Raw genomic sequence first — 21406 nt, forward strand, 5'->3', positions numbered from 1 at the left:
TATATCGGTGCAGATAGCCTATAAAAACCAACCTTACCGCTTACCACGATAAATTCGTTGAGGACGCCCGACTTTTCCGTACTCAATCTCAGCTTCAATTTTATTTTTAGCTAAGCAAAATTCTAAATAACGTCTTGCCGTTGTGCGGCTAAGTTTAATCGTCTCAGCAATACTCTCTGCGGTATATTCCGCTTCAAGATCGGCAAATAACGCCAAAACTTTTTCCAGCGTGATCACATCAATACCTGTCGGTAACTCCTCTTTGGATTCACCGCGCGCATAGGTATTAAACATATCATCGATTTGACTCTGGTTAGTTTTGCTGTTGGCTTGCAAAACAGATTTACGCTGAACATATCTATCCAATGTTTGCCCCAAGCGTTCATAGGCTATTGGCTTAACCAGATAATCAAAAACGCCAAGGCGAATGGCTTCAGTCACGGTTTCCATATCGCTAGCCGCCGTGGTAAACACAATATCAGCGCTATTGCGTTCTTGAATTAATTCGTGAACCAAATCGATGCCTTTGCCATCTGGCAAATAGTTATCAAGTAAGATCAAGTCTGGTTTCATATATTCAATCATTTTTCTGGCTTCAGCGAGGTTACCCGCCAACCAAACCTTGTCACAAGCTGGATAAGCTTTAATGTACTCGCCGTGCATCTCGGCTAAAAGCAGCTCATCTTCCACAATGAGGATTTTTATCTTAATCATTTTATATCTTCACTTTCGGAATAAAAATTGAGAACACTGTACCATGCGGTTGATTTTCTTCAATAATCACCGCACCATTACATCGATTAACGTATGAAGCAACTAAATAGAGCCCGATTCCGTGCCCATCTGTTGTATCCGTTTTTGTTGTCACGCCCCGTTCAAACCATTTGCCTTGCAACTCAGGTGGAAAACCGCACCCTTGATCGACAACTTCAATGACAATGTCTTGACCTTCATCAGAGAGATACAGTTCAATTTGCAGGTTACCCTGTGGATTTTTTAAACTCGCTTCAAAAGCGTTATCCAATAAATTGCCTAAAACGGCACAAAACTCCGTGCTATTTAGCGATTCAGGCAAAGCATGTAACTGGCTACCCGGCGTAAAAACTAACTGTAAGCCCAACTCTTTTGCACGATGGTACTTACCAAACAATAACCCAGCAACTTGCTTATCAAAAAACTGTTCACGCAATGAATCGATTAGTTGTTGCTGAGATTCAGATTCGCCTTTAATCAGCGCAAGGGCTTGGTCATATTCTTTCATTTGCAATAAGCCGCTTAACGTAGACATCCAATTTAGATGTTCGTGCCGTAAAGTACGCAGATTTTCTACGTATTGTCGTACTTGTGTCAATTGAGAATTTAATGACTCAATATCATTTTGGCTACGGAAACTGATGACAGCCCCAATAAGGTGGTTCTCATCTCGGATTGCTATTCTATTGGCTATCACATTTAACCCATTAAATTCACATAACACATCATGTTGCGTTGTGGCGATATCAACTGTAAAGAAATCAGCAGGAGAAATATGTTCTGCAATCGATTTGCCAATAAGTTGCCCTATCGGTTTACTCAGGGACAACATTTTTCGTGCATTAGAATTAATATTAATAATTTGCCCATGGTGATTAACTGCAATAATCCCTTCAAACACGGCATCAAATATTCCTTTTTGCACTTGGACTAACTGCGTAATTTCTTCGGGCTCTAGGCCTAGCATTTGCCGTTGAATTAACCGAGTGAATGCCCAAGACAAAAATAATAAAATAACCAAGACGCCAAGGAATGTTGCCCCTGTTTGAACAAATAATTCACTACGGGAGGTGTCTATCTTATTGGTCAAGTAACCAATGGAAACGACACCGATAATTTTCCCGTCTTCATCAAATATCGGTGTTTTGGCTCGCATAGCATTACCAATAGACCCTTCCCCACCAATAAAATAACTTTCACCGCTTGCCAGGGCGCCAGGCTTATTCCATTGCATTTTATAACCGACTTTTTCACTATTTGGGTGATAAAGCCGCATGGAATTTTCATCACCAATCACCACATAGTCATAGTCAGAATCTTGATTCAGTTTATCTGCAATGATTTTCAGTTGCTGAATATCCCGATGCTTAACAGATTCAATCACACCATCCATTGAAGCAATCAGTTTTGCTTGGCTCATCGCCAATGACCGAATATTTGCCATCATTCGATTTTCAGCAGTGTCAGTAAAATATTTGCCCAAGCCTAAGGTCAAAAATAACGAGACAACCAATAGAAGAAAGAAAACTCGTACTGAAAAGGAAATAGAGTTTACTTTTGCCAATGCAGAGAATGGGTGTTCTTTTTTCATATAGGTTCTCGTTACCAACTGAAAAGTAAAAAATTTGTTACAGCAAAAATCACAGAATAATAGATATTAGAAATATAAGCTAGAGACATAATACACATATTATTAATTAAACACATTAAAACCAAGCAATAAAGCACATATCGGATAATTAAAAACATTAAAACCATTAAACAAATACAAACTCATTTTAGAAACATGAAATAGGTCAAATATATTAAATACAGGACCTTTAATATTAATATTGAAAAGGGAAATTAAATAAGAATTTATATTTTCAAGAAATAAAAAAAACAAAAAATACTTATTTAATTAACTTTAACATTAGCAACATTTTAAAAACATCTCTAAAAGAGATGCAGGATACTATTATGTTCGAAAACATAACGTTTAATCAGGTAAAACGTCATGAGAACAGGAAACTTGCTGAAATCACTCAGTTTTTAAAGGAAAACGATTTAGAGCTTGATGCCAGCATCGATGTTTTCATTACAATCACCCGTAATGAAAAATTAATCGCGTGTGGCGGATTAGCAAAAAACGTCATTAAATGTGTAGCAATTAGCGACGATGTTCGTGGCGAAGGTTTGGCATTAAAACTCGCAACAGAACTTGTTAACCTTGCTTACGAAAATAATACAACCCATTTATTTATTTACACCAAATTTCAAAATGAAAGCCTATTCCAGCAATGTGGTTTTCATACCATTGCGACTGTACCTGATGTAATGGTACTAATGGAAAACAGTTGCTGCTATCTAAAACGTTATATTCAAAGTTTAAAAGCCCAGCGTGTTGAAGGTAAAAAAATTGGTGCCATCGTGATGAATGCCAATCCATTTACACTTGGGCATCGTTACCTAATCGAACAGGCAGCTAAGGCCTGTGATTGGCTCCACTTATTTGTTGTTAAAGAGGATACCTCACGCTTCCCTTATAAGGTCAGACTGAACTTAATTGAAGCAGGTACAAAAGGTATTGAGAATTTAACCATTCACCGTGGTTCTGAATACATTATTTCTCGGGCAACTTTCCCTTGCTACTTTATTAAAGATAAAACTGTCGCAAATAACTGTTATACCGAAATCGATATTAAGATTTTTCGCCAATATATTGCCCCTGCACTGGGGATAACCCATAGGTTCGTCGGATCAGAGCCATTTTGCCAAGTCACCAACCAATATAACCAAGACATGCGCTATTGGCTTGAAACAGATGCGATGAATTTTCCACCTATAGAACTCGTTGAATTTCCGCGAACAGTCATCAATGGAACGGCGGTTTCCGCCTCACAAGTTAGAAGACTGCTCGCTAAAAAAGATCTTGCGGCTATTAAGGAGATAGTGCCTGACGCGACATATCAATATTTACAAGAGATGCTCGCCAATCAAGCAACATCAACAACAAACCGCATCGAAAGTTCTGAATTAGCCATAGGTGAAATATGAAGATTAAACACGCAGCCGTCGCTGGCACACTTGAATCAAGTGATGTCATGGTTCGAATAGAGCCACTAGAAGACACCCAAGAAGTTTCCGTGCAAATAACCAGCAGTGTTGAAAAGCAATTTGGCGATGCTATCGCCAGTATCGTGCAAGAAATGATAACTCAGCATGATATCCAAGGTGCTCAAATTATCGTTGATGATAAAGGTGCTTTGGAATGTGTACTCAGAGCGCGTTTGGAAGCGTTACTCGCACGCGCTTGCGATATCGATTATTTGCCATGGGAGAATAAATAATGACACCCGAACAAAAATCCCGTACACGCAGAAGTATGCTTTTCGTCCCTGGCTCAAATGCAGCGATGTTAAGTAACTCTTTCATTTATAAAGCAGATGCGTTGATGTTCGACTTAGAAGACTCTGTCACATTACGCGAAAAAGATACGGCACGTCGCTTGGTTTACCATGCATTACAGCACCCTTTATATGCTGACATTGAAACTATTGTCCGTGTGAATGCGTTAGATTCCGCATTTGGTGTTGCTGACCTTGAAGCGGTCGTTCGCGGTGGCGCAAAAATTGTGCGTTTACCTAAAACAGATACAGCACAAGACGTGACAGATATCGAAAGCGAAATATTACGCATTGAAAAAAGCTGCGGTCGAGAAGAAGGTAGCACTGGCTTACTGGCCGCGATTGAATCACCAATGGGGATCACACAAGCAGTGAATATCGCCCATTCATCACCACGACTTATAGGCATCGCGTTAGGTGCCGAGGACTATGTCCGCAATTTGCGCACCGAGCGGTCTCCCGACGGCGTTGAACTCCTCTATGCTCGGTGCGCCATTTTACAAGCCGCACGCTCAGCGGGTATCCAAGCTTTTGATACCGTTTATTCTGATGCAAATAATGAAGAGGGTTTCCTGCGCGAAGCCGCTCACATTAAACAACTCGGCTTTGATGGCAAATCATTAATTAACCCAAGACAAATTGAGTTACTCCATAATCTGTATGCCCCAACTCAAAAAGAAGTCGACCATGCTCAACGTGTTGTTGATGCCGCTGATGCCGCTGCCCTTGAAGGTAAAGGCGTGGTGTCATTGAACGGAAAAATGGTTGATGGCCCAGTCATTGACAGAGCCCGCTTAGTGTTATCTCGCGCGGCATTATCTGGAATTCGGGAAGAGTGAGGCAAAGAACATGACAACGAATACTCAACGTCAAACACGCGTAAGTGCTTACCTACAACCTAATAGCGATGAAGCATTACGTGAATTTAAAGATATTGGTAAAGTCCAACAACAGGTTCAAAAACCAAGAAACCGCAAGCTGTGCGATGACTTACAAGTGGCTATTCGCCGCTCAGGTTTGCAAGATGGCATGACAATTTCGTTTCACCATGCGTTTCGCGGTGGCGATTTGACTGTCAATATGGTCATGCAAGTGATTGCTGAAATGGGCATTCGTAATCTCACATTAGCATCTAGCTCACTCAGCGCATGCCATTCACCACTGGTCGAACATATTCGTCACGGTGTTATTCGTAAGATTTATACCTCGGGGATCCGTGGCCCACTAGCCGAAGCGATTTCCCGTGGCGAGCTTGAAGAGCCAGTGCAAATTCATTCACACGGTGGTCGCGCAAACCTCGTACACAGTGGTGAACTGCGAATTGATGTTGCCTTTATCGGTGTGCCATCTTGCGACGAATACGGTAATGCCAACGGCTATACAGGCACCGCCAGCTGCGGCTCATTAGGTTATGCCAAAATTGATGCCGAAACAGCGAAGAAAGTCGTGATGCTGACAGAAGAACTGCTGGATTATCCGCACAATCCATCCAGTATCAAGCAAGATGAAGTCGACTATATTGTTAAAGTTAAACGTGTCGGTGATGCCGATAAAATTGGTGCTGACGCCACCCGAATGACATCTAACCCAAGAGAGCTGCTGATTGCTCGCACTGCTGCTGATGTCATTGAGAAATCTGGCTTTTTTAAAGAGGGCTTTTCATTACAAACGGGGACAGGTGGAGCATCCCTTGCGGTTACACGCTTCCTAGAAGATAAAATGCGCCGCCACAATATTACCGCAGGCTTTGCCCTTGGTGGTATTACATCAACCATCGTTGATTTGCATGAAAAAGGCTTAATTCGCAAATTATTAGATGTACAAAGCTTTGATAAAGCCGCGGCAGAGTCACTCGCGCGTAATCCAAACCACATTGAAATCAGTGCAAATCAGTACGCATGTTTTGATTCCAAAGGCGCGTCTGTTGACATGTTAGATGTCGTCGTACTCAGTGCACTAGAAATTGATACTCGCTTTAATGTCAACGTGTTAACAGGTTCTGACGGTGTTATCCGTGGCGCATCCGGTGGTCACAGTGATACCGCTGTCGCAGCTAAATTATCGATTATTGTTGCGCCGTTAGTGCGAGGTCGTATCCCAACATTAGTTGATGAAGTCCTGACTTGCGTTACACCGGGGTCAAGCGTCGATATTTTAGTGACCGACCATGGTATTGCCGTTAACCCTGCACGCCCTGAACTGAAACAGCAATTAGAAAGCCAAGGCATCAAAACAGTTTCAATTGGCTGGTTAAGGGAACGTGCCCAGTTACTCACAGGAACCCCTAACCCGATTGAATTTACAGACAAAGTGGTTGCTGTCGTGCGTTACCGTGATGGCTCTGTGATTGATGTTGTTCATCAAGTGAAGGAGTAACTATGTTTTGCCCACTGCCTGATACTCAAGAGCAATTTGAAATTTTCTTACCTGAGCTGCTAGCAAGCCGTGATGCCCGTCAGGCTCGTCAGCAACAATGGATTGGTCTCCATCAGGTAACCTTGATTTCATTTACTGTCGTTTTTCCGGGAGCCGTCAAAGACAACTCCCTTGTTAGACACGTGTTTAATCAGGGTCTAAATGCGCTTAAACAAGTTGCTTTATGCAGGCAGTGGGTACTTTTATCTCAACAATCATGGGCATTACGCACAGGGCCTGAATGTTTAGTTGCCGTAGATGCAGATGCCATTGACGTAAAAAAAGCGTTAATTGAAGCTGAAGAATTCTCCCCTGTGGGGCGTTTATGGGATTTTGATGTTTTTGATGCGCAAGGAAAGCAATATTCACGGAGTCAGTTAAATTTACCTGTAAGGCGTTGTTTAATTTGTGAAAAAGAAGCCAAAGTTTGTGCTCGTCATCGCACACATCCGTTGGCTGATATTCTTCTTCGCATTGAGGAGTTAGCCCATGGAACTTGTTAGTTATTCACAAACCCTAAGTGACCAACTCACTCACTATTACAGCCAGTTAGCTTGGCAAGCCATGCTCGCCGAAGTGAATTTGACCCCAAAACCGGGTTTGGTGGATAAGCACAATACGGGGGCGCATAAAGATATGGCGCTAACGGATTTTCATTTAAGTGCCAATGCCATCGCCAAATTTTTCCCGTCTTTTATACACGCTGGCGCACAGTATAAAACGTTACCGGTTAACCAAGTTTTAAGCAAAATTAGAACTATCGGAATCGAATGTGAAACTGCCATGTTTCGAGCAACCCAAGGGGTAAATACCCATAAAGGCAGCATTTTTTCATTAGGGTTAGTGTTAACCGCGATTGGCCGCTTAGTGGCATTGCAGCAAACCGTAACACCATCTGCAATTAGCCAATTAGTTGCTGGAATGTGCCAAGGAATTTGTGCTGAATTAATGCAACCTACGCAGACGCCAACAGCTGGCCAACGTTTATATCAACAATTTGGTTTTACGGGTGCACGAGGAGAAGCCGAAGGCGGCTACTCATTAGTCATCAACCATGCATTACCGTTTTATTTACAGCAATTGGCAGCACAACAAGATGCTGAAATAGCTTTAATAAATACGTTAATACTATTAATGAAAATTAATGATGATACCAATATTGCAAATCGTGGCGGCTTAGACGGTTTAATTTGGGTAAAACAGCAAGCAACCGAATTATTGCAAGACGGTATTAATCACCCTGATGATTTAGTCAAAGTAAAACAATTTGACCAACACTGTATTCAAAAGAATTTAAGCCCAGGTGGCAGTGCAGATTTACTCATTTTAACGTGGTTTTTTGCCCGTCTGCCTAGACAAGGCTTCGGTATTTAGTATTAAAAATTAAAACAACTTATATATTCACCAACACAGGAACCCATTCAATAATTTAATTAATAAAGATAAATAAAAATATATTTAATTAAGCAACCGTTATTGATTTAAAGAATTTATAACATATTGGAAATAGCTAAATAATGGCAATGAATATTAAATCCATTATTCCTATTGATGTACTGCTACGCCTCCAATATGACGAAAAACCAAATTCATAATATTAAAGTTTTAATTTCGTTAAGGATTAAGCCTATGCCAAAAGACAAAATCTGGAAACTGCTACTTCTGATAGCAATTCCAATCATTATCGCCTTAATACCGACCCCCGCAGGGTTACCGCATATCGCGTGGTTATTATTTGGTCTCTACCTCGCCGCTATTGTTGGATTGGTATTAAAACCTTATTCAGAACCGGTTATTTTATTAGCCACTATCGCCGCCAGCGCCGTGATTATTGGCGTGACCGGAACAAAAGATGTGAAAGCCAGTGAAGTGTTAAGTGGTTATGCATCAGGGACAACATGGTTAGTATTTGCGGCGTTTACGCTGAGTGCTGCATTTGTTATTACGGGTCTGGGTAAACGCCTTTCTTATATTTTGATTGGTAAATTGGGCGGTACGACATTAGGCCTTGGCTATGTGACTGCAATTCTTGACTTAATTATTGCCCCAGCAACGCCATCGAATACAGCTCGTGCGGGTGGGATTGTATTCCCAATCATTAACAGTGTGGCGGTGGCGTTAGGATCTGATCCTGAAAAAAGCCCTCGTAAAGCAGGCCACTATCTATTAGTGAACGTGTATATGGTGACCAAAACTACCAGCTATATGTTCTTAACAGCGATGGCACCAAACGCTTTAGCATTAGCCATGATGAGTGACATTATGGGCATTCATTTAAGCTGGGGAGGATGGGCACTTGCAGCATCCGTTCCGGGCTTGATCATGCTGATTCTGACACCGTTAATGATTTATAAACTGTATCCGCCTGAACTCAAAAAGGTGAATAACAAAGAGATCGCAGCAAAAGGCTTAGCAGACCTAGGCCCGATGACCATGCGTGAAAAACTGTTAGCAATCATCTTCGTTATCGCGCTGTGCGGCTGGATTTTCTCTGACTTTATTGGTGTGAGCGCATCCAGTGTCGCTATTGCGGTCATGGCATTAACCTTAATTTTAGGTGTTGTCACGTGGGATGATGTTCTGAAAAACAAAGGTGGCTGGAACACCCTGATTTGGTACGGTGGTATCATCAGTATGTCTGGCGTGCTGACTAAAGCGGGCTTCTTTAAATGGTTAGCAGACACAATGAGTCAGTACCTGTCTTTCGGTGACCAAGCCATGTTAGCTTTCTTTGTTATCATGTTTATCAGTGTCGCAATTCGTTACCTGTTCGCCTCAGGTGGTGCTTATGTTGCCGCGATGGTACCTGTATTTGCCACTGTTGGTATGGTCGCAGGTGCGCCTCCTATGTTACTGGCGTTAGGGTTACTGTTCTCTAACGCATACGGCGGAAGCGTAACGCACTACGGTGGTGCCGCAGCGCCAATCGTCTTCGGTGCAGGCTACAACGATATTCGTTCTTGGTGGATCATCGGTGGGTTAGTGGCATTCGTTAGCTTATTCGTCCACATGACTATCGGTTTAGGTTGGTGGGAAATCTTGATTAGCATGGGCCTGATTTAATGCGCTCTGTAATCGTTATTCACTAAACCATCAATGGGGTACAATGCAAATTGTGCCCTTTTTTTAAATCTGACAATGACTATTTCGCGTTAACGATGGTGCGTAAAACAGAGTGAAGGCTTTCTAAATATCCCAAGGAACACACACCAGTATACGAATAAGCGTAGTCAGCAACGCTGCGGCTTGAATAACATGTGACTTGGGTTATCGATTGCAGCCAACACCGCTACAGACCGAAATATGACGAGGATATAAGCTTATGAAAAAAATTCCATGCACTCTAATGCGCGGCGGCACATCAAAAGGCGTTTTTCTACTGGCTGACTCATTACCAACCGATATCAAACAACGTGATGAATTGATTTTAGATATTATGGGCTCGGGTCACCCTTTACAGATTGATGGCATTGGCGGGGGTAGCCCGCAAACCAGTAAGGTTGCCATTATCAGCCGTTCTGAACATCCTGATGCGGATGTCGATTATCTATTTGCCCAAGTAGCGATTACTGAGCGCATTGTCGATACTGCCCCAAATTGTGGCAATATGTTATGTGCTGTTGGCCCTTTTGCCCTCGAAAAAGGGTTAGTACCTATCACTGATAATGTGACTACAGTCCGTGTTCGTAATGTCAACACAGAAACCTTTGTCAATTCCACCGTACAGACCCCTAATGGCCAAGTTCAGTATGAAGGAAATACCCAAATTGCTAGTGTCCCGGGCAGTGCTGCTCCTATCGCCCTCACCTTTTTAAATGCCAGTGGTGCCAAAACGGGTAAATTATTACCAACAGGTAATGCCATCGATACCATTGATGGTATTGAGGTAAGCTGTATTGATATGGCGGTTCCCATCGTCTTAATCGATGCACCACAGTTGAATAAAACAGGTTATGAAAGTGCCGCAGAATTAGAATCCGATAACGCGTTTATGCAACAACTCGAGTCGATTCGCATTAAAGCAGGTGCCATGATGGGGTTAGGCGATGTCACGAAAAAAGTGATCCCGAAACCGATTCTAGTTTCGCCTGCTACCCAAGGTGGCACCATTAACGTGCGTTATTTTATGCCACAAAAATGCCACGGCGCACTTGCGGTGACGGGGGCAATTGCTATCGCCACCAGCACCATTTTACCAAATAACATTGCGCAGCGTTATGTTCAATCTGTAGATATGAAAAACATTGCGATTGAGCATTTAAGTGGCAAATTTGACGTTACTCTGAACCAACCAGGAGATTCCCCTGAAGGGTTACAGGCCTCGATAATCCGCACTGCACGTAAGCTCTTTGAAGGGGATGTATTTGTGCTGTAATTGCGTTGACCTGCCCTATTAATTAGGGCAGGTTATTCAATGTTATCAATCAAGTAAATCGACAAACTCCCCATTGATATAATAAGACACACGGTATGCCTCATCGGGGGTAGGTAACTCTAACTTACCCGCCATTCGCTCCATCACTTGTTCTGGCACCGCAAATTTCCGCTGTTGATTTTGTTGCCGCCACTGCTTAGCTGGTACTTCTAAATACACAATGTGCACTTTTGCTTGATAGCGAGCAAACAAGCTCACCATGCTTTCACGCAAAGACGCACTAAGGGAGGTCGCATTCCAAATAAAGTCCGTTTTTGTTCGCAAAAATTGCTTTGCTTGCTCTTTGCCTTGCTGCGCCACCCAACCTTGTGCATTTCTGTCCGCTGGGCTAATTTTGTGCTCACGGCGAATTTCATCGAGGCACACCATCTGGGTTTGCGGGTAAAACTGTTTCACAAAATGGTCTTTACCCATCCCCGGTAAGCCGCACAACATGATGACTTCACTGCCTTCTTCTTCAAAAGGTTGGTAGTCTGGCGTTCCCCTTTGGTGATGAAAATAATGAAATCGCCCTGCCAATGAAGCAAATGCTTTTGGCTTGTCCCAACACGCTTGTTCGCGGCAAAATAGCTCAAACAATTCAATTCGGGCTAATAATTCCGCCTTATCTTCGCAAGTGCGACCTATCGCATCCGCTTTTGCTAACATACATAACAAGGACATTTCTACGCGTAACGAAGCAGCAAAGAGCGTACGTTCTGGATCAGGCTTTTCCATCAACCATAAAGGCAAACCGTGAAAGCGTACAAGAGCCGCAATTTTCTCACGCACTGCAAATGGGGTATCGACTTGGCGAAATAAAATATTTCGCGCGGATAGCTCGCCTTTTTTAGCATGTCCCGGTGAATGAATACGCCCCTCTTCATCCTCCCGCGTTGTGCTGCGCTTTTCCACATCGTGCAATAAGGCTGCTGCCCAGACAATATTTTGCTCACGTTCTGGAAGCTGCTGATACTCTGGCAGACTTTCCAGTGTAGCAAGCACCATTTGGGTGTGGGTCGCCACATTACCCTCAGCATGGTGCAGTGCATCTTGCGGGACATTTTGCATATCGCGTACAAAATCAAACTGAGCTTCAAGTTGTGCCCAATCGCGGCTTTTAGTCAATTGCCAACTCATGGCAGCTCTCCTTGTCGCTCAAATGCCAACTTGGCTCTTTGCCAGTTTCGCTTCCAGTGAATGTCTGTTTTCACATGATTTTTACGCACATATTTAAATACATGAGACATAAAATCATCCACATGAAAACCTTGGCTATCACGGCTAACAATACCTTCCATGCTACAAGCTTGGCTTGTATGAGTGTCATGAGCGATAAATTGACTATCTAATGATGCCGCTGCAATTAATGAGCGTGCATACTCTTGCTCACTCATCTGTTTATTCACGGACAGCACAAGTTGTGGCACCGTAGGAAAATCAAACAGTGCCGCATAAAACTGCACTTCTTCCCAACTTAGCCAGTACTCGCCTTGGCGCACCGCAAACACATAAAAATAATCTTCAATATGTTGATATTCAATGGAATGCACCGCATAGAGGTTTTCACCAAATAGCTCGATATTCCCCAAATCATCTTTAATCAGCTGCCAACGCTGGCGAATTTGCTGGCTCCATGCGGATTGTGTTGGTGCGCCATGAGAACGCGCAAAAACGCCATGGCGGTTCAAACAGTTGTTTTCGCCATCGAGTTTTTCTGTGTGGATCAGCGTGTCAATATTTTGGATATGAGACCACCAATCACTATTGATACGATCGTCGCTCGTCGTACCGGGTGAGAACGGGTAATGATACGTTCTACCATACTTTCTTGATTGCATATTCATCATGCTTTCTCTAAAGAAATAGAAATAACCACAAATCTTTGCCAGATTTGCGTCTTTAAATGTTGAGAAATCAAGTGTTGGTATTACATATCTATTCCGAGTGACGGCCTCATTTTTTTGGATGCTAATCATTAATATTAGCTAATTAGAATTAAATTCAGGGGGATTTTAGTCCAACAGTCAAGATAAAGGCTATCAATATATTCCTAATATCAACCTAAGTTGGCATTATTACGCCGTTATTTGGCTCTCTTCAAGGGCATATTTCACCACGACTTTATTACGATACAAGCAATTATCTTGTAATGTCACAGGTTCTTGGCCTTTAGTTGTGACTTTCTGCCAAATTTCATTATGGCGATAAACCACGTTGTTTTCACGGGTAAATTTATGATCTTTTTCGTAAATATGGTATTTCACTTCACGGGGTTCACTGCACAGTAGTTCCCCTTCTAGTTGGTGCTCCGCAATATTAAACACCAATTGAAAGGCACTCTGGGTTGGGTTGTAAAATACCAAATCGATGTAGTTATAAAAAATAGCCGCGCCAGAACCAAATGGTAATACGCGCCCCTCATCGGGAAAAGGGTCAAAGCTGTGGTTTGCCCTTTCAACCACTTGCAGTGGCGAATGTAAGATCATCCAGTGAATTAAGTTGCTCAGTTGGCAAATTCCTCCGCCAATTCCCGAGCGAGCTTCACCAAAAGATAGCTCCATTCCTTCGACAAAACCACGACGAACCGTCGGTTTTCCAACCAAGCGGCAAAAAGAGAAGTATTCCCCTGGGTAAATGGTGATGCCATTCATCGCTTGCGCGGCAATCCGTAAGTTAATCACTTTGTTATGTTGCAGACGTAAATCAGAGTCACCCAGTTTACGGATAAGCTTAGAGGTGTGTTTATTGTAGCGGTATTCAAGGCGTTCACTGGGTTTCGCTTTCGAATAGTACTTAGACGAAAACGCCCAATGTAATCGTCGAGCTAGACGTTTTTGGGTCACACGCAGCCAGTAGAGAATAGGATGATATGAAGAAAGCGGCCGACGCATAACAAAACCTTATTGATATAATTAACCAATAAATGATGCCACACCCGCTAATTTTCCAACATAGTAACTATCTGATAATTCAAATTACGATTATTTAATCGATTTTGTGTCTATCGCTAGGTGACAAAGAAAGCCAACAACGCGATAGCATTAAGATTACGTTTTAGTTAATACACTCGGATTATTCAATAGATTTTGCGTCTGTCGCTAGGCGGCAAAGAAAGTCAATCCCGAGGAGCATACATAAGTATGTGACTCGGGTTGACTTTCGAGGCCAACAACGCGACAGGCCAAAAGATGAAGAATAATTTGGGTTTACTTTTGAAGCCCACTACGCGACAGGCCAAAAGATGAAGAATAATCAGTAGAGGCCGAGTACGGCGCCAACAGCAAGTAAAAAGAAACTAAACAGCCAAATCCAGCCAAACGAATAACGCAGATGGCGTCCCATATCGATACCCGCTAATCCCATAGCTAACCATGCTGCTGGTGAGAATGGACTGACGAATGTCCCTGCATTGTTACCGATGGCCATTGAATAGACTACCGCGGATGGGTCGACCCCAGCGGTTGCTGCAATTTGTTGAATTATCGGCAGTAGAGCAAAATAGTAGGCATCTGTACTGGTGAAAATATCCATAGGTACACCGATAATTCCAACAAAAATATGAATTTTCGATACCCATTCTGTTGGCAAGATAGCGGTCAAATCCATCGCTATCGATTTCAACATTCCACCTTCAGATAATATCCCTAAGAACGCCCCTGCGGCTAAAATAATCGCAACCATTCCAAGGGCTTGTGGTGCGTGCAGTGAAAGCACTTTCATTTGGTCTTTCGGGTTTGGAAAGTTAACCATTAATGCAAGAGAAAGCGCTATCATAAAGACATACGGTGCTGAGAGTAAACCGAATGCTAAACAAATGACTGAAGCAATAATCAAGCCACCGTTAATTAACGGCTTTTTAGGTTTATGAATAGTGTCTATCATATCTGCACTATCATCACTTACAGGCAATAATGAATCCATTTCATACGGCGTTGTACCGTTTAGCTTTGCTGCTGCAATACGGCGCTTTTCACGCATTCCCATAATGACCGCAAATACAACAGCGCCCCCCATACCGATTAATTGAACAGGGATCAAATGCTGCCATAAGATAGACGCATCAATTCCAGTGACGGCTGAAGCTCGTCCTAATGGGCCACCCCACGGCACCATATTCATAACCCCCATGCTGGCGCACATTAATAACAACATTAGGTATGGGCTCATCCCAAGCTGGCGATACAAGGGTAAGAGCGCTGGAATTATAATTAGGAATGTTGCAGCGCCTGAGCCATCTAAATGAACTACACCCGCGATAAGCGTAGTCATAATACAGACAACAATAATATTCCCGCGCGTCATCTTGACCATAAACCGAATTAGAGGGTCAAAAATATGCAAATCTTTCATCAAACTAAAGAATAAAATGGCAAATAGGAACATCGCAGCCACTTTAGACACTTTATTAATGCCACTTTCAAAAAAAACAGATATTTCTGCGATTGAATAACCCGCTAATAGCGCGCCAATAAAGGGAATACATGACATTGCTATAATGGGACTGACTTTTCCCATCATTAATAAGGTGACTATTGAAACAATGATTAAAATACCAATAATTGTTAACACATTCCTTTCCTTCTTAGAATTATATTTTTCAGGTGAATAAGCTTTCACTTCATTAATTCAATGCTTTTTAATTTAAAAAACTAGTTGAAACGAAAAATAAAATTATGCATTTCAGTATATTGCTTATATAAACCCTTCCCCCTATCTGCAAGTCTAAATATATATTTTTGCGCTGATAACAACTCATTTACACTTCGTGAAATAACTGTCTAAAATAAAAAAATAGCTAAACCCACTATTAGCACCATTAAAACCATAGCGACCATTAGTGCCATAATGGATTGGTTATTAACGAGTTTATTTATAACCTGTGGATTTCTCTGTATCTAAAATAATTTGTTATGACTTTATTTTATTTCTTATATTATTTTTTGAATAAATTTGACTTTTTTTATCTGTATGTGGAAGAAAAATATACTTTTTGCAGGTTTACTCAAAAATGAATTAAAGCACTTGCTTTTTTTTCTTTATCCCTGATTTAAAAAAACACTATTTTAGAGTCAGCACCACACCATCTCACAAAAAACGATGATTGATTTGAGTATAATAATGGGATTACAACGATCATGAATAAGGAATTCACTAATGAGTCGCCTTTTTTCTTGTGCAACAATGGGTCAGGTTTCACTAAACAACAGAATTATTGTTCCCCCAATGTGTCAGTATTCTGCCAATGATGGCTTACCTACCGCTTGGCACAGCGCCCACTATATGAATCTCGCCTTATCGGGTGCAGCGTTAGTGATTGTTGAGGCAAGCGCTATCGTGCCTGAGGGTCGAATTACTTATAAAGACCTTGGCTTATGGAATGACGAACAAGCCATAGCAATGAAACACATGCTCACGGATATTCGACAATATTCGAGTGCCCGCTTAGGTGTGCAAATTGCTCATGCTGGGCGAAAAGCCTCATGTGATCTTCCTTGGCAAGGAGGAAAAAGTCTTGGTATAACAGATACCCATGGCTGGCAAACTGTTGCCCCTTCTCCAATTCCATTTGGTAATAATCACGTCCCAAAAGAATTGAGTGTTGATGATATAAACGAAATAAAGCAACAATTTATTGATGCAGCAAAACGTGCCGAAAAAGCAGGGTTTGATGTTATTGAAATCCACGCAGCCCATGGTTATTTATTGCATGAATTTTTATCGCCCGCTTCCAACCAACGTCAAGACAACTACGGTGGGAGTTTCGAAAATCGTAGCCGCTTACTGATTAATGTCTTCCATGAAGTTCGTGAAGCGGTTAGCCCTAATATCGCCGTTGGTGTGCGCATTTCAGCAACTGACTGGTTAGAAAATGGCTGGGACGTTCCTGAATCTATCGAATTATGTGAACAATTAGAAGAGCTTGGCTGCGATTATATTCACGTTTCTTCTGGTGGTCTTTCACCAGAACAGCAAATACCACTTAGCCCAAATTACCAAGTCCCTCTCGCACAAGCCATTCATGAACATAGCATGATGCCTGTTATTGCAGTTGGATTAATAACGGAGCCGTTACAAGCAGAAGCGATTATTGCAACACATCAGGCGGATTTTGTGGCGATTGGTCGTGGGATTTTATTTGAACCCCGCTGGCCTTGGCGTGCAGCGAGTGAATTGAACGAACAAATTGATGTTGCGCCGCAATACTTACGCAGTGCACCTCACCAGTTTAAAAATTTATTTAAATAAAACGAATACCCGCAGTGTGTAATCACTCACTGCGGGTTAGAGCGCATTAACGTGCGTTTTGTGAACACTGTTGAACAAATTCAATCATTGTTTTTTGGAACTCAGGTTCTGCATTTCCTGATTTCTCCAGCTCACTATCCATACGTTTAAATTCACTTAAACCATATTTTTCAATCGTTTTATCGTATGCACAACCACAAATAGCGCTAATTGCTTTTGCAGTTTCACCTTGAGGATTACCTGAGGCCACCACACACGTATTCACAAAATTTTCTTTGTATTCTGCAATTTCTGATTTTTCATCGGAGCATGCTGATAATACTGTCATCACACCCGCCATACCCAATATTAATGCTAATTTTTTCATTTTTTGCCTATTTCCCCAATTAGTGTTTAATGCCTAAGCAAGTGACAACGCATGCCCTCACCCAGTATTTCACTATTGTGGGTAATTATTTTCTATTTTCAACACTATTAATCTTAATGCACAAAATAAGAGCCTCTTATTAAGATTAATATCCCCATCAGTAAATCTTGCTACTAAGCATAGTCGTTTTCTTTTCAAAAATCCGCAATGATTAATGCTTTTTTATCTATCAGTCTTATTTAGATAATGAGTTTGAACAGCGCCAGCGGTAATAAAATAAAGAAAATAAAATTAATGCACAGCCTACTATTTGAATTAGAGGCATACGTTCGTGATACCAAATAGCCGCAACAAAAACCGTCATTACAGGCTCTAAGATCATAATAATAGCAGCATTCGCTGCGTTGGTATTTTTTTGGCCAATCAACTGTAAAACGAATCGTAAACTGGTGGCAATAACGACACTGGCTGCCAGCCACATCATTGTTGGCGTAGTTAAACTTGTCGGCCACTCTTCTAAAAAGAATGAAAGCACTATTGCTACAATTCCGGTAGTGGCTAACTGTATGGTTGTTAAGGGTAAAAGGGGCACCATTCGAGTGTATAAGCTGGTATAACAGAAATAAATTGCTTGAACAATCGCCGCACCTAAAAACCACAACTGACTCGCTTTAAATTCCAACTGCGCCTTAAATAACGTCAAACAAGCCAACCCAATGATTGCCACGGGTAGTGCTTCCCAGAAATATCGGGTTGGCCTGTTTTTTAATATCACCCATGCAACCAGAGGAACGAATAGCATCGCGAGGCTCATAATAAAAGCCCCTTCCCCGATAGAATCAGTAATCGCGACTGCGTGGATCCATAAAACAAGATTGAGAGCCATCCAACCACCTGTCATCAGTATTTTAGGTAGTTGTTTTAGTGGAATTTTATTTTTTTTGCCTTTGCAAAAAGGGAGCAAGATAATTGCAGCAAGTAAAAAACGTGTTCCAAGAAAAGCAAAAACTGGCATGCCTTGCACTGCTTCTCGAGAAAAAACCCATCCCCAAGCAGCAATCATCGTAGTCAATACCAAAAAAAATTCAGCTTTCCTCTGTGAATACATTTTTTCCTCTGCAAAATTTGATGGTAAGCCTATATATCATACTGGCTTTTACCATCAAACCAATCACATTTATGGCCTTTCTTTCTTCTCTTCCAAATTAAAGATATCACGCCAAAAAATGTAAATATGACCTTTAAATTGTCCTGACTTCCTCTTAATGACGTTATTTTTATTTTTATCGATTCTTTTAGTTAGTAAAAATCCTAAACACAAACACGTCTGTGTCTAAATGAGGAAATAGGCAAAAAAACTCGACAATTTTTATTCACTTTTTATCTGCGATAATCATTTCATCGGAACGGTTTCTTATATAACTCAACTCATTGCTATTATTTATTACAATAAAGGTAAATTGCCATGATCATGAAAAATACTGTCTCGCAAGACAACGATATGATCAAAAACGTTAAACTTGCTATTAAAACACGAAAATATGCTCATGCTGATGAAATCAGTTTGTTATGGCAACATGCACTCAACTCCAAGTCCATAATTAGCTGGAAAAAAATGATGCTAATTTCGATTATCGGCAGCGCAATTATCGCAACTATCTCTGTTGTCTAGCCTTTAACGGACATAAAAAAGTCGGGTGATTATTACCCGACTTTTTATTTTTCGTTACTCTAACAAGATATTATTACCAGTAGCCTAAGAACTTCCACCAAATACTACCAATGAAGAACCAAATCGCGAGGTTAACAACGCTCATCACAAAGCCTGTTTTCCACCATTCACCGAGCGTTGCATACCCCGACCCGAAGATAATCGGCGCGGTACCTGTTCCATAGTGGGTTAACGACATCATTAACGATGAAGAGAACGCCAGTGTCAGCGCTAGTAACATTGGAGGCGCGCCCAATGCTAAACCAGCGGAGAAAAATGCGGCATACATCGCGGTAATATGCGCTGTGGTACTTGCAAAGAAATAGTGAGAATAAACATAGATTAAAACCAGAATGAGCATTCCCCATACCCAGCTAATTCCCATACTATCAATTGTGCTTCCGACGGTTAATGACATCCATTTAATTAGGCCTAATTTACCTAAGAAGCTGGCCATCATAACTAAAGCGGAGAACCAAACGACGGTGTCCCAAGCCCCTTTATTTTTCAGTACGTCATCCCAATTAATCACGCCTGTTGCTAATAAAATACTCAGTCCAATAAAGGCCGCGGTTGTGGCATTAATACTGTAAGCTGGCCCAAAGATCATCGCTGGCACCCCCGCCCACATTAATAACAGCAAACCAAAAACCCCTAACGTTATCTTTTCAGGCAACGATACAGGTCCTAATTGCTGCAAACGTTCTTTAGCAAAATTTGGGGCATCTGGCGTCGAGGTAATTTCAGGTTTATACATAAAGTAGATAACCAGAGGCATTAAAATAAGCGAGACAATCGCAGGAACAAATGCTGCAATCGCCCACATTCCCCAAGTCAATTCATTGCTTTGGCTGGTTTCACTGATAATTAAACTGACAATTAATGGGTTTGGTGCTGTTGCTGTAATAAACATCGCCGATGTAATCGGATTAATATTATAGTTTACTAAAGAAAGATAACGCCCTATTTTACCCGCCGTTCCGTCTTCTGCTTTTGACCCAAAACTGTCAGAAATTGAGCGCATAATTGGGTGAATGATCCCGCCGCCTCGCGCGGTATTACTTGGCGTGACAGGTGCAAGAATTGTTTCAGCGATGGCGAGTGAATACGCTATTCCAATCGTTTTTTTACCAAATAATGAAATAACATAATAACCAATCCTTGCCCCTAAACCTGTTTTATTCAAGCTCATAGAGACCATGATTGAAATACCAATCAACCAAATTAAATCATTTGAGAAACCACTTAATGCATCTGCAATAGCGCCTTTTGTAGATTCAGGGTTGGTTACCCCTGTTGCGGCAACTAATGAAATAGCCACAATGGATACACCACCAATTGGTAATGCTTTACCAATAATAGCGGCGATTGTGCCGACAAATAATGCTAAAAGATGCCAAGCATTTGGATTAACGCCCTCAGGGACAGGAATTAAAAACCAAATGATGAGTGCAATTGCGACCGCGATTAATGTAGGTACAGGTTTTAAAGGTGTAAGTTTATTCATAAAGTTATCCATACATGCCTAAAGATGGAGGTACTGAGTATATTTAGATAATTGTTCTGATTTACATCATTATGTTAACAACGTAAGACCTAAAAACATTGATCGTTATCAGTGAGTTACTTTGTTTTATAAAAAAAGTAGTTTTTTTTGTAATAATTCGTGTTACCCAATTCGCTAATAAAATTCAGTCCGTTATTTAATTCAAAGAAAGCCCTACTTGCTTTTAATAACGCAAGAATAAATTTACCCGCTAAATTAGCAGTTCACTCATTTAAAATGTATTTTACGTTAGAAATACAAAAACTCCGATTAACGACCTTCATTCTTTTAATATACTAAAATTTCAATTTTTTTTATAATTTAACCTTATTTTTTGTAGGCTGAATCGAGTTAACACATAATGAATAAATTTTTTAATTTTTTGAATATATAAAAATAATATTTTAACTATACTTTAAGGCTAAAAAAAGAACAAAGAGGGCAATATTTAATCAGTTACAATCTAGGGCTCTACCAAATTAATTTATTTATTAGAGCATCGAGCAATAACTAAAAATAGATGCTAATTGAAATATTGATAGCCATCTTTGTGTATTTAAAAAGC

The 21406-nt window shown here is 41.2% G+C and carries 19 protein-coding genes; 10 read left to right on the forward strand and 9 right to left on the reverse strand.

All coding sequences use genetic code 11. From position 1 onward, the window contains the following. Positions 1-33: 33 nt before the first annotated feature. Together dpiA and dpiB are read right to left on the reverse strand one after the other, a co-directional pair. Positions 34-714: a two-component response regulator DpiA gene (gene dpiA / locus AC4IFT_RS12455; protein ID WP_490735069.1), complete on the reverse strand. Its 681-nt coding sequence runs from the start codon at positions 712-714 to the stop codon at positions 34-36. A 1-nt stretch (position 715) separates the two neighbouring features. Next, positions 716-2344 (reverse strand): sensor histidine kinase DpiB, encoded by a 1629-nt coding sequence (dpiB, locus tag AC4IFT_RS12460; RefSeq protein ID WP_490735067.1) that lies wholly within the window; start codon positions 2342-2344, stop codon positions 716-718. Between the two features lie 368 nt (positions 2345-2712). Here dpiB and citC point away from each other — a divergent pair, with 368 nt between their 5' ends. The 8 genes from citC to AC4IFT_RS12500 all read left to right on the forward strand — a co-directional run bounded on the left by citC (position 2713) and on the right by AC4IFT_RS12500 (position 10929). Continuing rightward, positions 2713-3789: a [citrate (pro-3S)-lyase] ligase gene (gene citC / locus AC4IFT_RS12465; protein ID WP_490735065.1), complete on the forward strand. Its 1077-nt coding sequence runs from the start codon at positions 2713-2715 to the stop codon at positions 3787-3789. Further along, complete coding sequence (citD, locus tag AC4IFT_RS12470) at positions 3786-4082, forward strand: citrate lyase acyl carrier protein (protein ID WP_369311602.1); 297 nt, start codon at positions 3786-3788, stop codon at positions 4080-4082. Before citC ends, citD begins: the two co-directional genes overlap by 4 nt. Beyond that, on the forward strand, positions 4082-4978 hold the full coding sequence (gene citE, locus AC4IFT_RS12475; RefSeq protein ID WP_219248966.1) for a citrate (pro-3S)-lyase subunit beta: 897 nt from the start codon (positions 4082-4084) through the stop codon (positions 4976-4978). The genes citD and citE overlap by 1 nt, the downstream gene beginning before the upstream one ends. A gap of 10 nt (positions 4979-4988) precedes the next feature. Continuing rightward, entirely contained in the window at positions 4989-6515 is a 1527-nt protein-coding gene (citF, locus tag AC4IFT_RS12480) for a citrate lyase subunit alpha (protein ID WP_490751482.1), read from the forward strand. Positions 6516-6517: 2 nt separating this feature from the next. Continuing rightward, positions 6518-7057 carry a citrate lyase holo-[acyl-carrier protein] synthase gene (citX, locus tag AC4IFT_RS12485; RefSeq protein WP_219248970.1) on the forward strand — a complete coding sequence of 180 codons (540 nt, stop codon included), beginning with the start codon at positions 6518-6520 and terminating at the stop codon, positions 7055-7057. Beyond that, positions 7044-7928: a triphosphoribosyl-dephospho-CoA synthase CitG gene (gene citG, locus AC4IFT_RS12490; RefSeq protein WP_490735058.1), complete on the forward strand. Its 885-nt coding sequence runs from the start codon at positions 7044-7046 to the stop codon at positions 7926-7928. Before citX ends, citG begins: the two co-directional genes overlap by 14 nt. Before the next feature lie 255 nt (positions 7929-8183). Continuing rightward, positions 8184-9617 carry an anion permease gene (locus AC4IFT_RS12495; RefSeq protein WP_219248974.1) on the forward strand — a complete coding sequence of 478 codons (1434 nt, stop codon included), beginning with the start codon at positions 8184-8186 and terminating at the stop codon, positions 9615-9617. 259 nt (positions 9618-9876) lie between these two features. Next, a complete protein-coding gene (locus AC4IFT_RS12500) occupies positions 9877-10929 on the forward strand; it encodes a 4-oxalomesaconate tautomerase (protein ID WP_490751483.1) in 1053 nt (350 codons plus the stop codon). Positions 10930-10974: 45 nt separating this feature from the next. Here the strand turns inward: AC4IFT_RS12500 and AC4IFT_RS12505 are convergent, their stop codons facing one another. The 4 genes from AC4IFT_RS12505 to AC4IFT_RS12520 all read right to left on the reverse strand — a co-directional run bounded on the left by AC4IFT_RS12505 (position 10975) and on the right by AC4IFT_RS12520 (position 15540). Further along, positions 10975-12108, reverse strand: a complete 1134-nt coding sequence (locus AC4IFT_RS12505) for an AAA family ATPase (protein ID WP_490751484.1) — start codon at positions 12106-12108, stop codon at positions 10975-10977. Then, positions 12105-12815: an RNA ligase family protein gene (locus AC4IFT_RS12510; RefSeq protein ID WP_490735092.1), complete on the reverse strand. Its 711-nt coding sequence runs from the start codon at positions 12813-12815 to the stop codon at positions 12105-12107. The genes AC4IFT_RS12505 and AC4IFT_RS12510 overlap by 4 nt, the downstream gene beginning before the upstream one ends. Positions 12816-13046: 231 nt before the next feature. Continuing rightward, entirely contained in the window at positions 13047-13862 is an 816-nt protein-coding gene (locus AC4IFT_RS12515) for a VanW family protein (protein WP_490751485.1), read from the reverse strand. Between the two features lie 361 nt (positions 13863-14223). Continuing rightward, positions 14224-15540, reverse strand: coding sequence for a CitMHS family transporter (locus tag AC4IFT_RS12520; protein WP_490735050.1), 1317 nt, complete (start codon positions 15538-15540; stop codon positions 14224-14226). Positions 15541-16125: 585 nt separating this feature from the next. Here AC4IFT_RS12520 and AC4IFT_RS12525 point away from each other — a divergent pair. Beyond that, positions 16126-17217 (forward strand): NADH:flavin oxidoreductase/NADH oxidase, encoded by a 1092-nt coding sequence (locus AC4IFT_RS12525; RefSeq protein ID WP_490735048.1) that lies wholly within the window; start codon positions 16126-16128, stop codon positions 17215-17217. Positions 17218-17263: 46 nt separating this feature from the next. On the opposite strand, the gene AC4IFT_RS12530 is transcribed toward AC4IFT_RS12525, so the two are convergent. Together AC4IFT_RS12530 and AC4IFT_RS12535 are read right to left on the reverse strand one after the other, a co-directional pair. After that, a complete protein-coding gene (locus tag AC4IFT_RS12530) occupies positions 17264-17584 on the reverse strand; it encodes a hypothetical protein (RefSeq protein ID WP_490735046.1) in 321 nt (106 codons plus the stop codon). Positions 17585-17819: 235 nt separating this feature from the next. After that, the gene (locus AC4IFT_RS12535; RefSeq protein ID WP_490735044.1) at positions 17820-18692 is read right to left on the reverse strand and encodes a DMT family transporter; all 873 of its coding nucleotides are present in this window, start codon (positions 18690-18692) and stop codon (positions 17820-17822) included. Between the two features lie 357 nt (positions 18693-19049). On the opposite strand from AC4IFT_RS12535, the gene AC4IFT_RS12540 reads away from it, so the two are divergent. Continuing rightward, the gene (locus AC4IFT_RS12540) at positions 19050-19256 is read left to right on the forward strand and encodes a 3-oxoacyl-ACP synthase (RefSeq protein WP_490751486.1); all 207 of its coding nucleotides are present in this window, start codon (positions 19050-19052) and stop codon (positions 19254-19256) included. A gap of 73 nt (positions 19257-19329) precedes the next feature. Here the strand turns inward: AC4IFT_RS12540 and AC4IFT_RS12545 are convergent, their stop codons facing one another. Then, a complete protein-coding gene (locus tag AC4IFT_RS12545; RefSeq protein WP_490735040.1) occupies positions 19330-20802 on the reverse strand; it encodes an anion permease in 1473 nt (490 codons plus the stop codon). Positions 20803-21406 lie beyond the last annotated feature (604 nt).

The sequence above is a fragment of the Providencia sp. UF-183 genome, from assembly GCF_058246155.1.

Excerpts from the sequence above, each read along its gene's own strand:
- AC4IFT_RS12510 (WP_490735092.1), bottom strand. The coding sequence starts at position 12,815 with ATGAATATGCAATCAAGAAAGTATGGTAGAACGTATCATTACCCGTTC.
- AC4IFT_RS12500 (WP_490751483.1), top strand. The coding sequence starts at position 9,877 with ATGAAAAAAATTCCATGCACTCTAATGCGCGGCGGCACATCAAAAGGC.
- citG (WP_490735058.1), top strand. The coding sequence starts at position 7,044 with ATGGAACTTGTTAGTTATTCACAAACCCTAAGTGACCAACTCACTCAC.
- AC4IFT_RS12535 (WP_490735044.1), bottom strand. The coding sequence starts at position 18,692 with ATGTATTCACAGAGGAAAGCTGAATTTTTTTTGGTATTGACTACGATG.
- AC4IFT_RS12530 (WP_490735046.1), bottom strand. The coding sequence starts at position 17,584 with ATGAAAAAATTAGCATTAATATTGGGTATGGCGGGTGTGATGACAGTA.
- citD (WP_369311602.1), top strand. The coding sequence starts at position 3,786 with ATGAAGATTAAACACGCAGCCGTCGCTGGCACACTTGAATCAAGTGAT.
- AC4IFT_RS12505 (WP_490751484.1), bottom strand. The coding sequence starts at position 12,108 with ATGAGTTGGCAATTGACTAAAAGCCGCGATTGGGCACAACTTGAAGCT.
- citC (WP_490735065.1), top strand. The coding sequence starts at position 2,713 with ATGTTCGAAAACATAACGTTTAATCAGGTAAAACGTCATGAGAACAGG.
- AC4IFT_RS12495 (WP_219248974.1), top strand. The coding sequence starts at position 8,184 with ATGCCAAAAGACAAAATCTGGAAACTGCTACTTCTGATAGCAATTCCA.
- citF (WP_490751482.1), top strand. The coding sequence starts at position 4,989 with ATGACAACGAATACTCAACGTCAAACACGCGTAAGTGCTTACCTACAA.
- AC4IFT_RS12540 (WP_490751486.1), top strand. The coding sequence starts at position 19,050 with ATGATCATGAAAAATACTGTCTCGCAAGACAACGATATGATCAAAAAC.
- AC4IFT_RS12545 (WP_490735040.1), bottom strand. The coding sequence starts at position 20,802 with ATGAATAAACTTACACCTTTAAAACCTGTACCTACATTAATCGCGGTC.
- citX (WP_219248970.1), top strand. The coding sequence starts at position 6,518 with ATGTTTTGCCCACTGCCTGATACTCAAGAGCAATTTGAAATTTTCTTA.
- dpiB (WP_490735067.1), bottom strand. The coding sequence starts at position 2,344 with ATGAAAAAAGAACACCCATTCTCTGCATTGGCAAAAGTAAACTCTATT.
- AC4IFT_RS12515 (WP_490751485.1), bottom strand. The coding sequence starts at position 13,862 with ATGCGTCGGCCGCTTTCTTCATATCATCCTATTCTCTACTGGCTGCGT.
- citE (WP_219248966.1), top strand. The coding sequence starts at position 4,082 with ATGACACCCGAACAAAAATCCCGTACACGCAGAAGTATGCTTTTCGTC.
- AC4IFT_RS12525 (WP_490735048.1), top strand. The coding sequence starts at position 16,126 with ATGAGTCGCCTTTTTTCTTGTGCAACAATGGGTCAGGTTTCACTAAAC.
- dpiA (WP_490735069.1), bottom strand. The coding sequence starts at position 714 with ATGATTAAGATAAAAATCCTCATTGTGGAAGATGAGCTGCTTTTAGCC.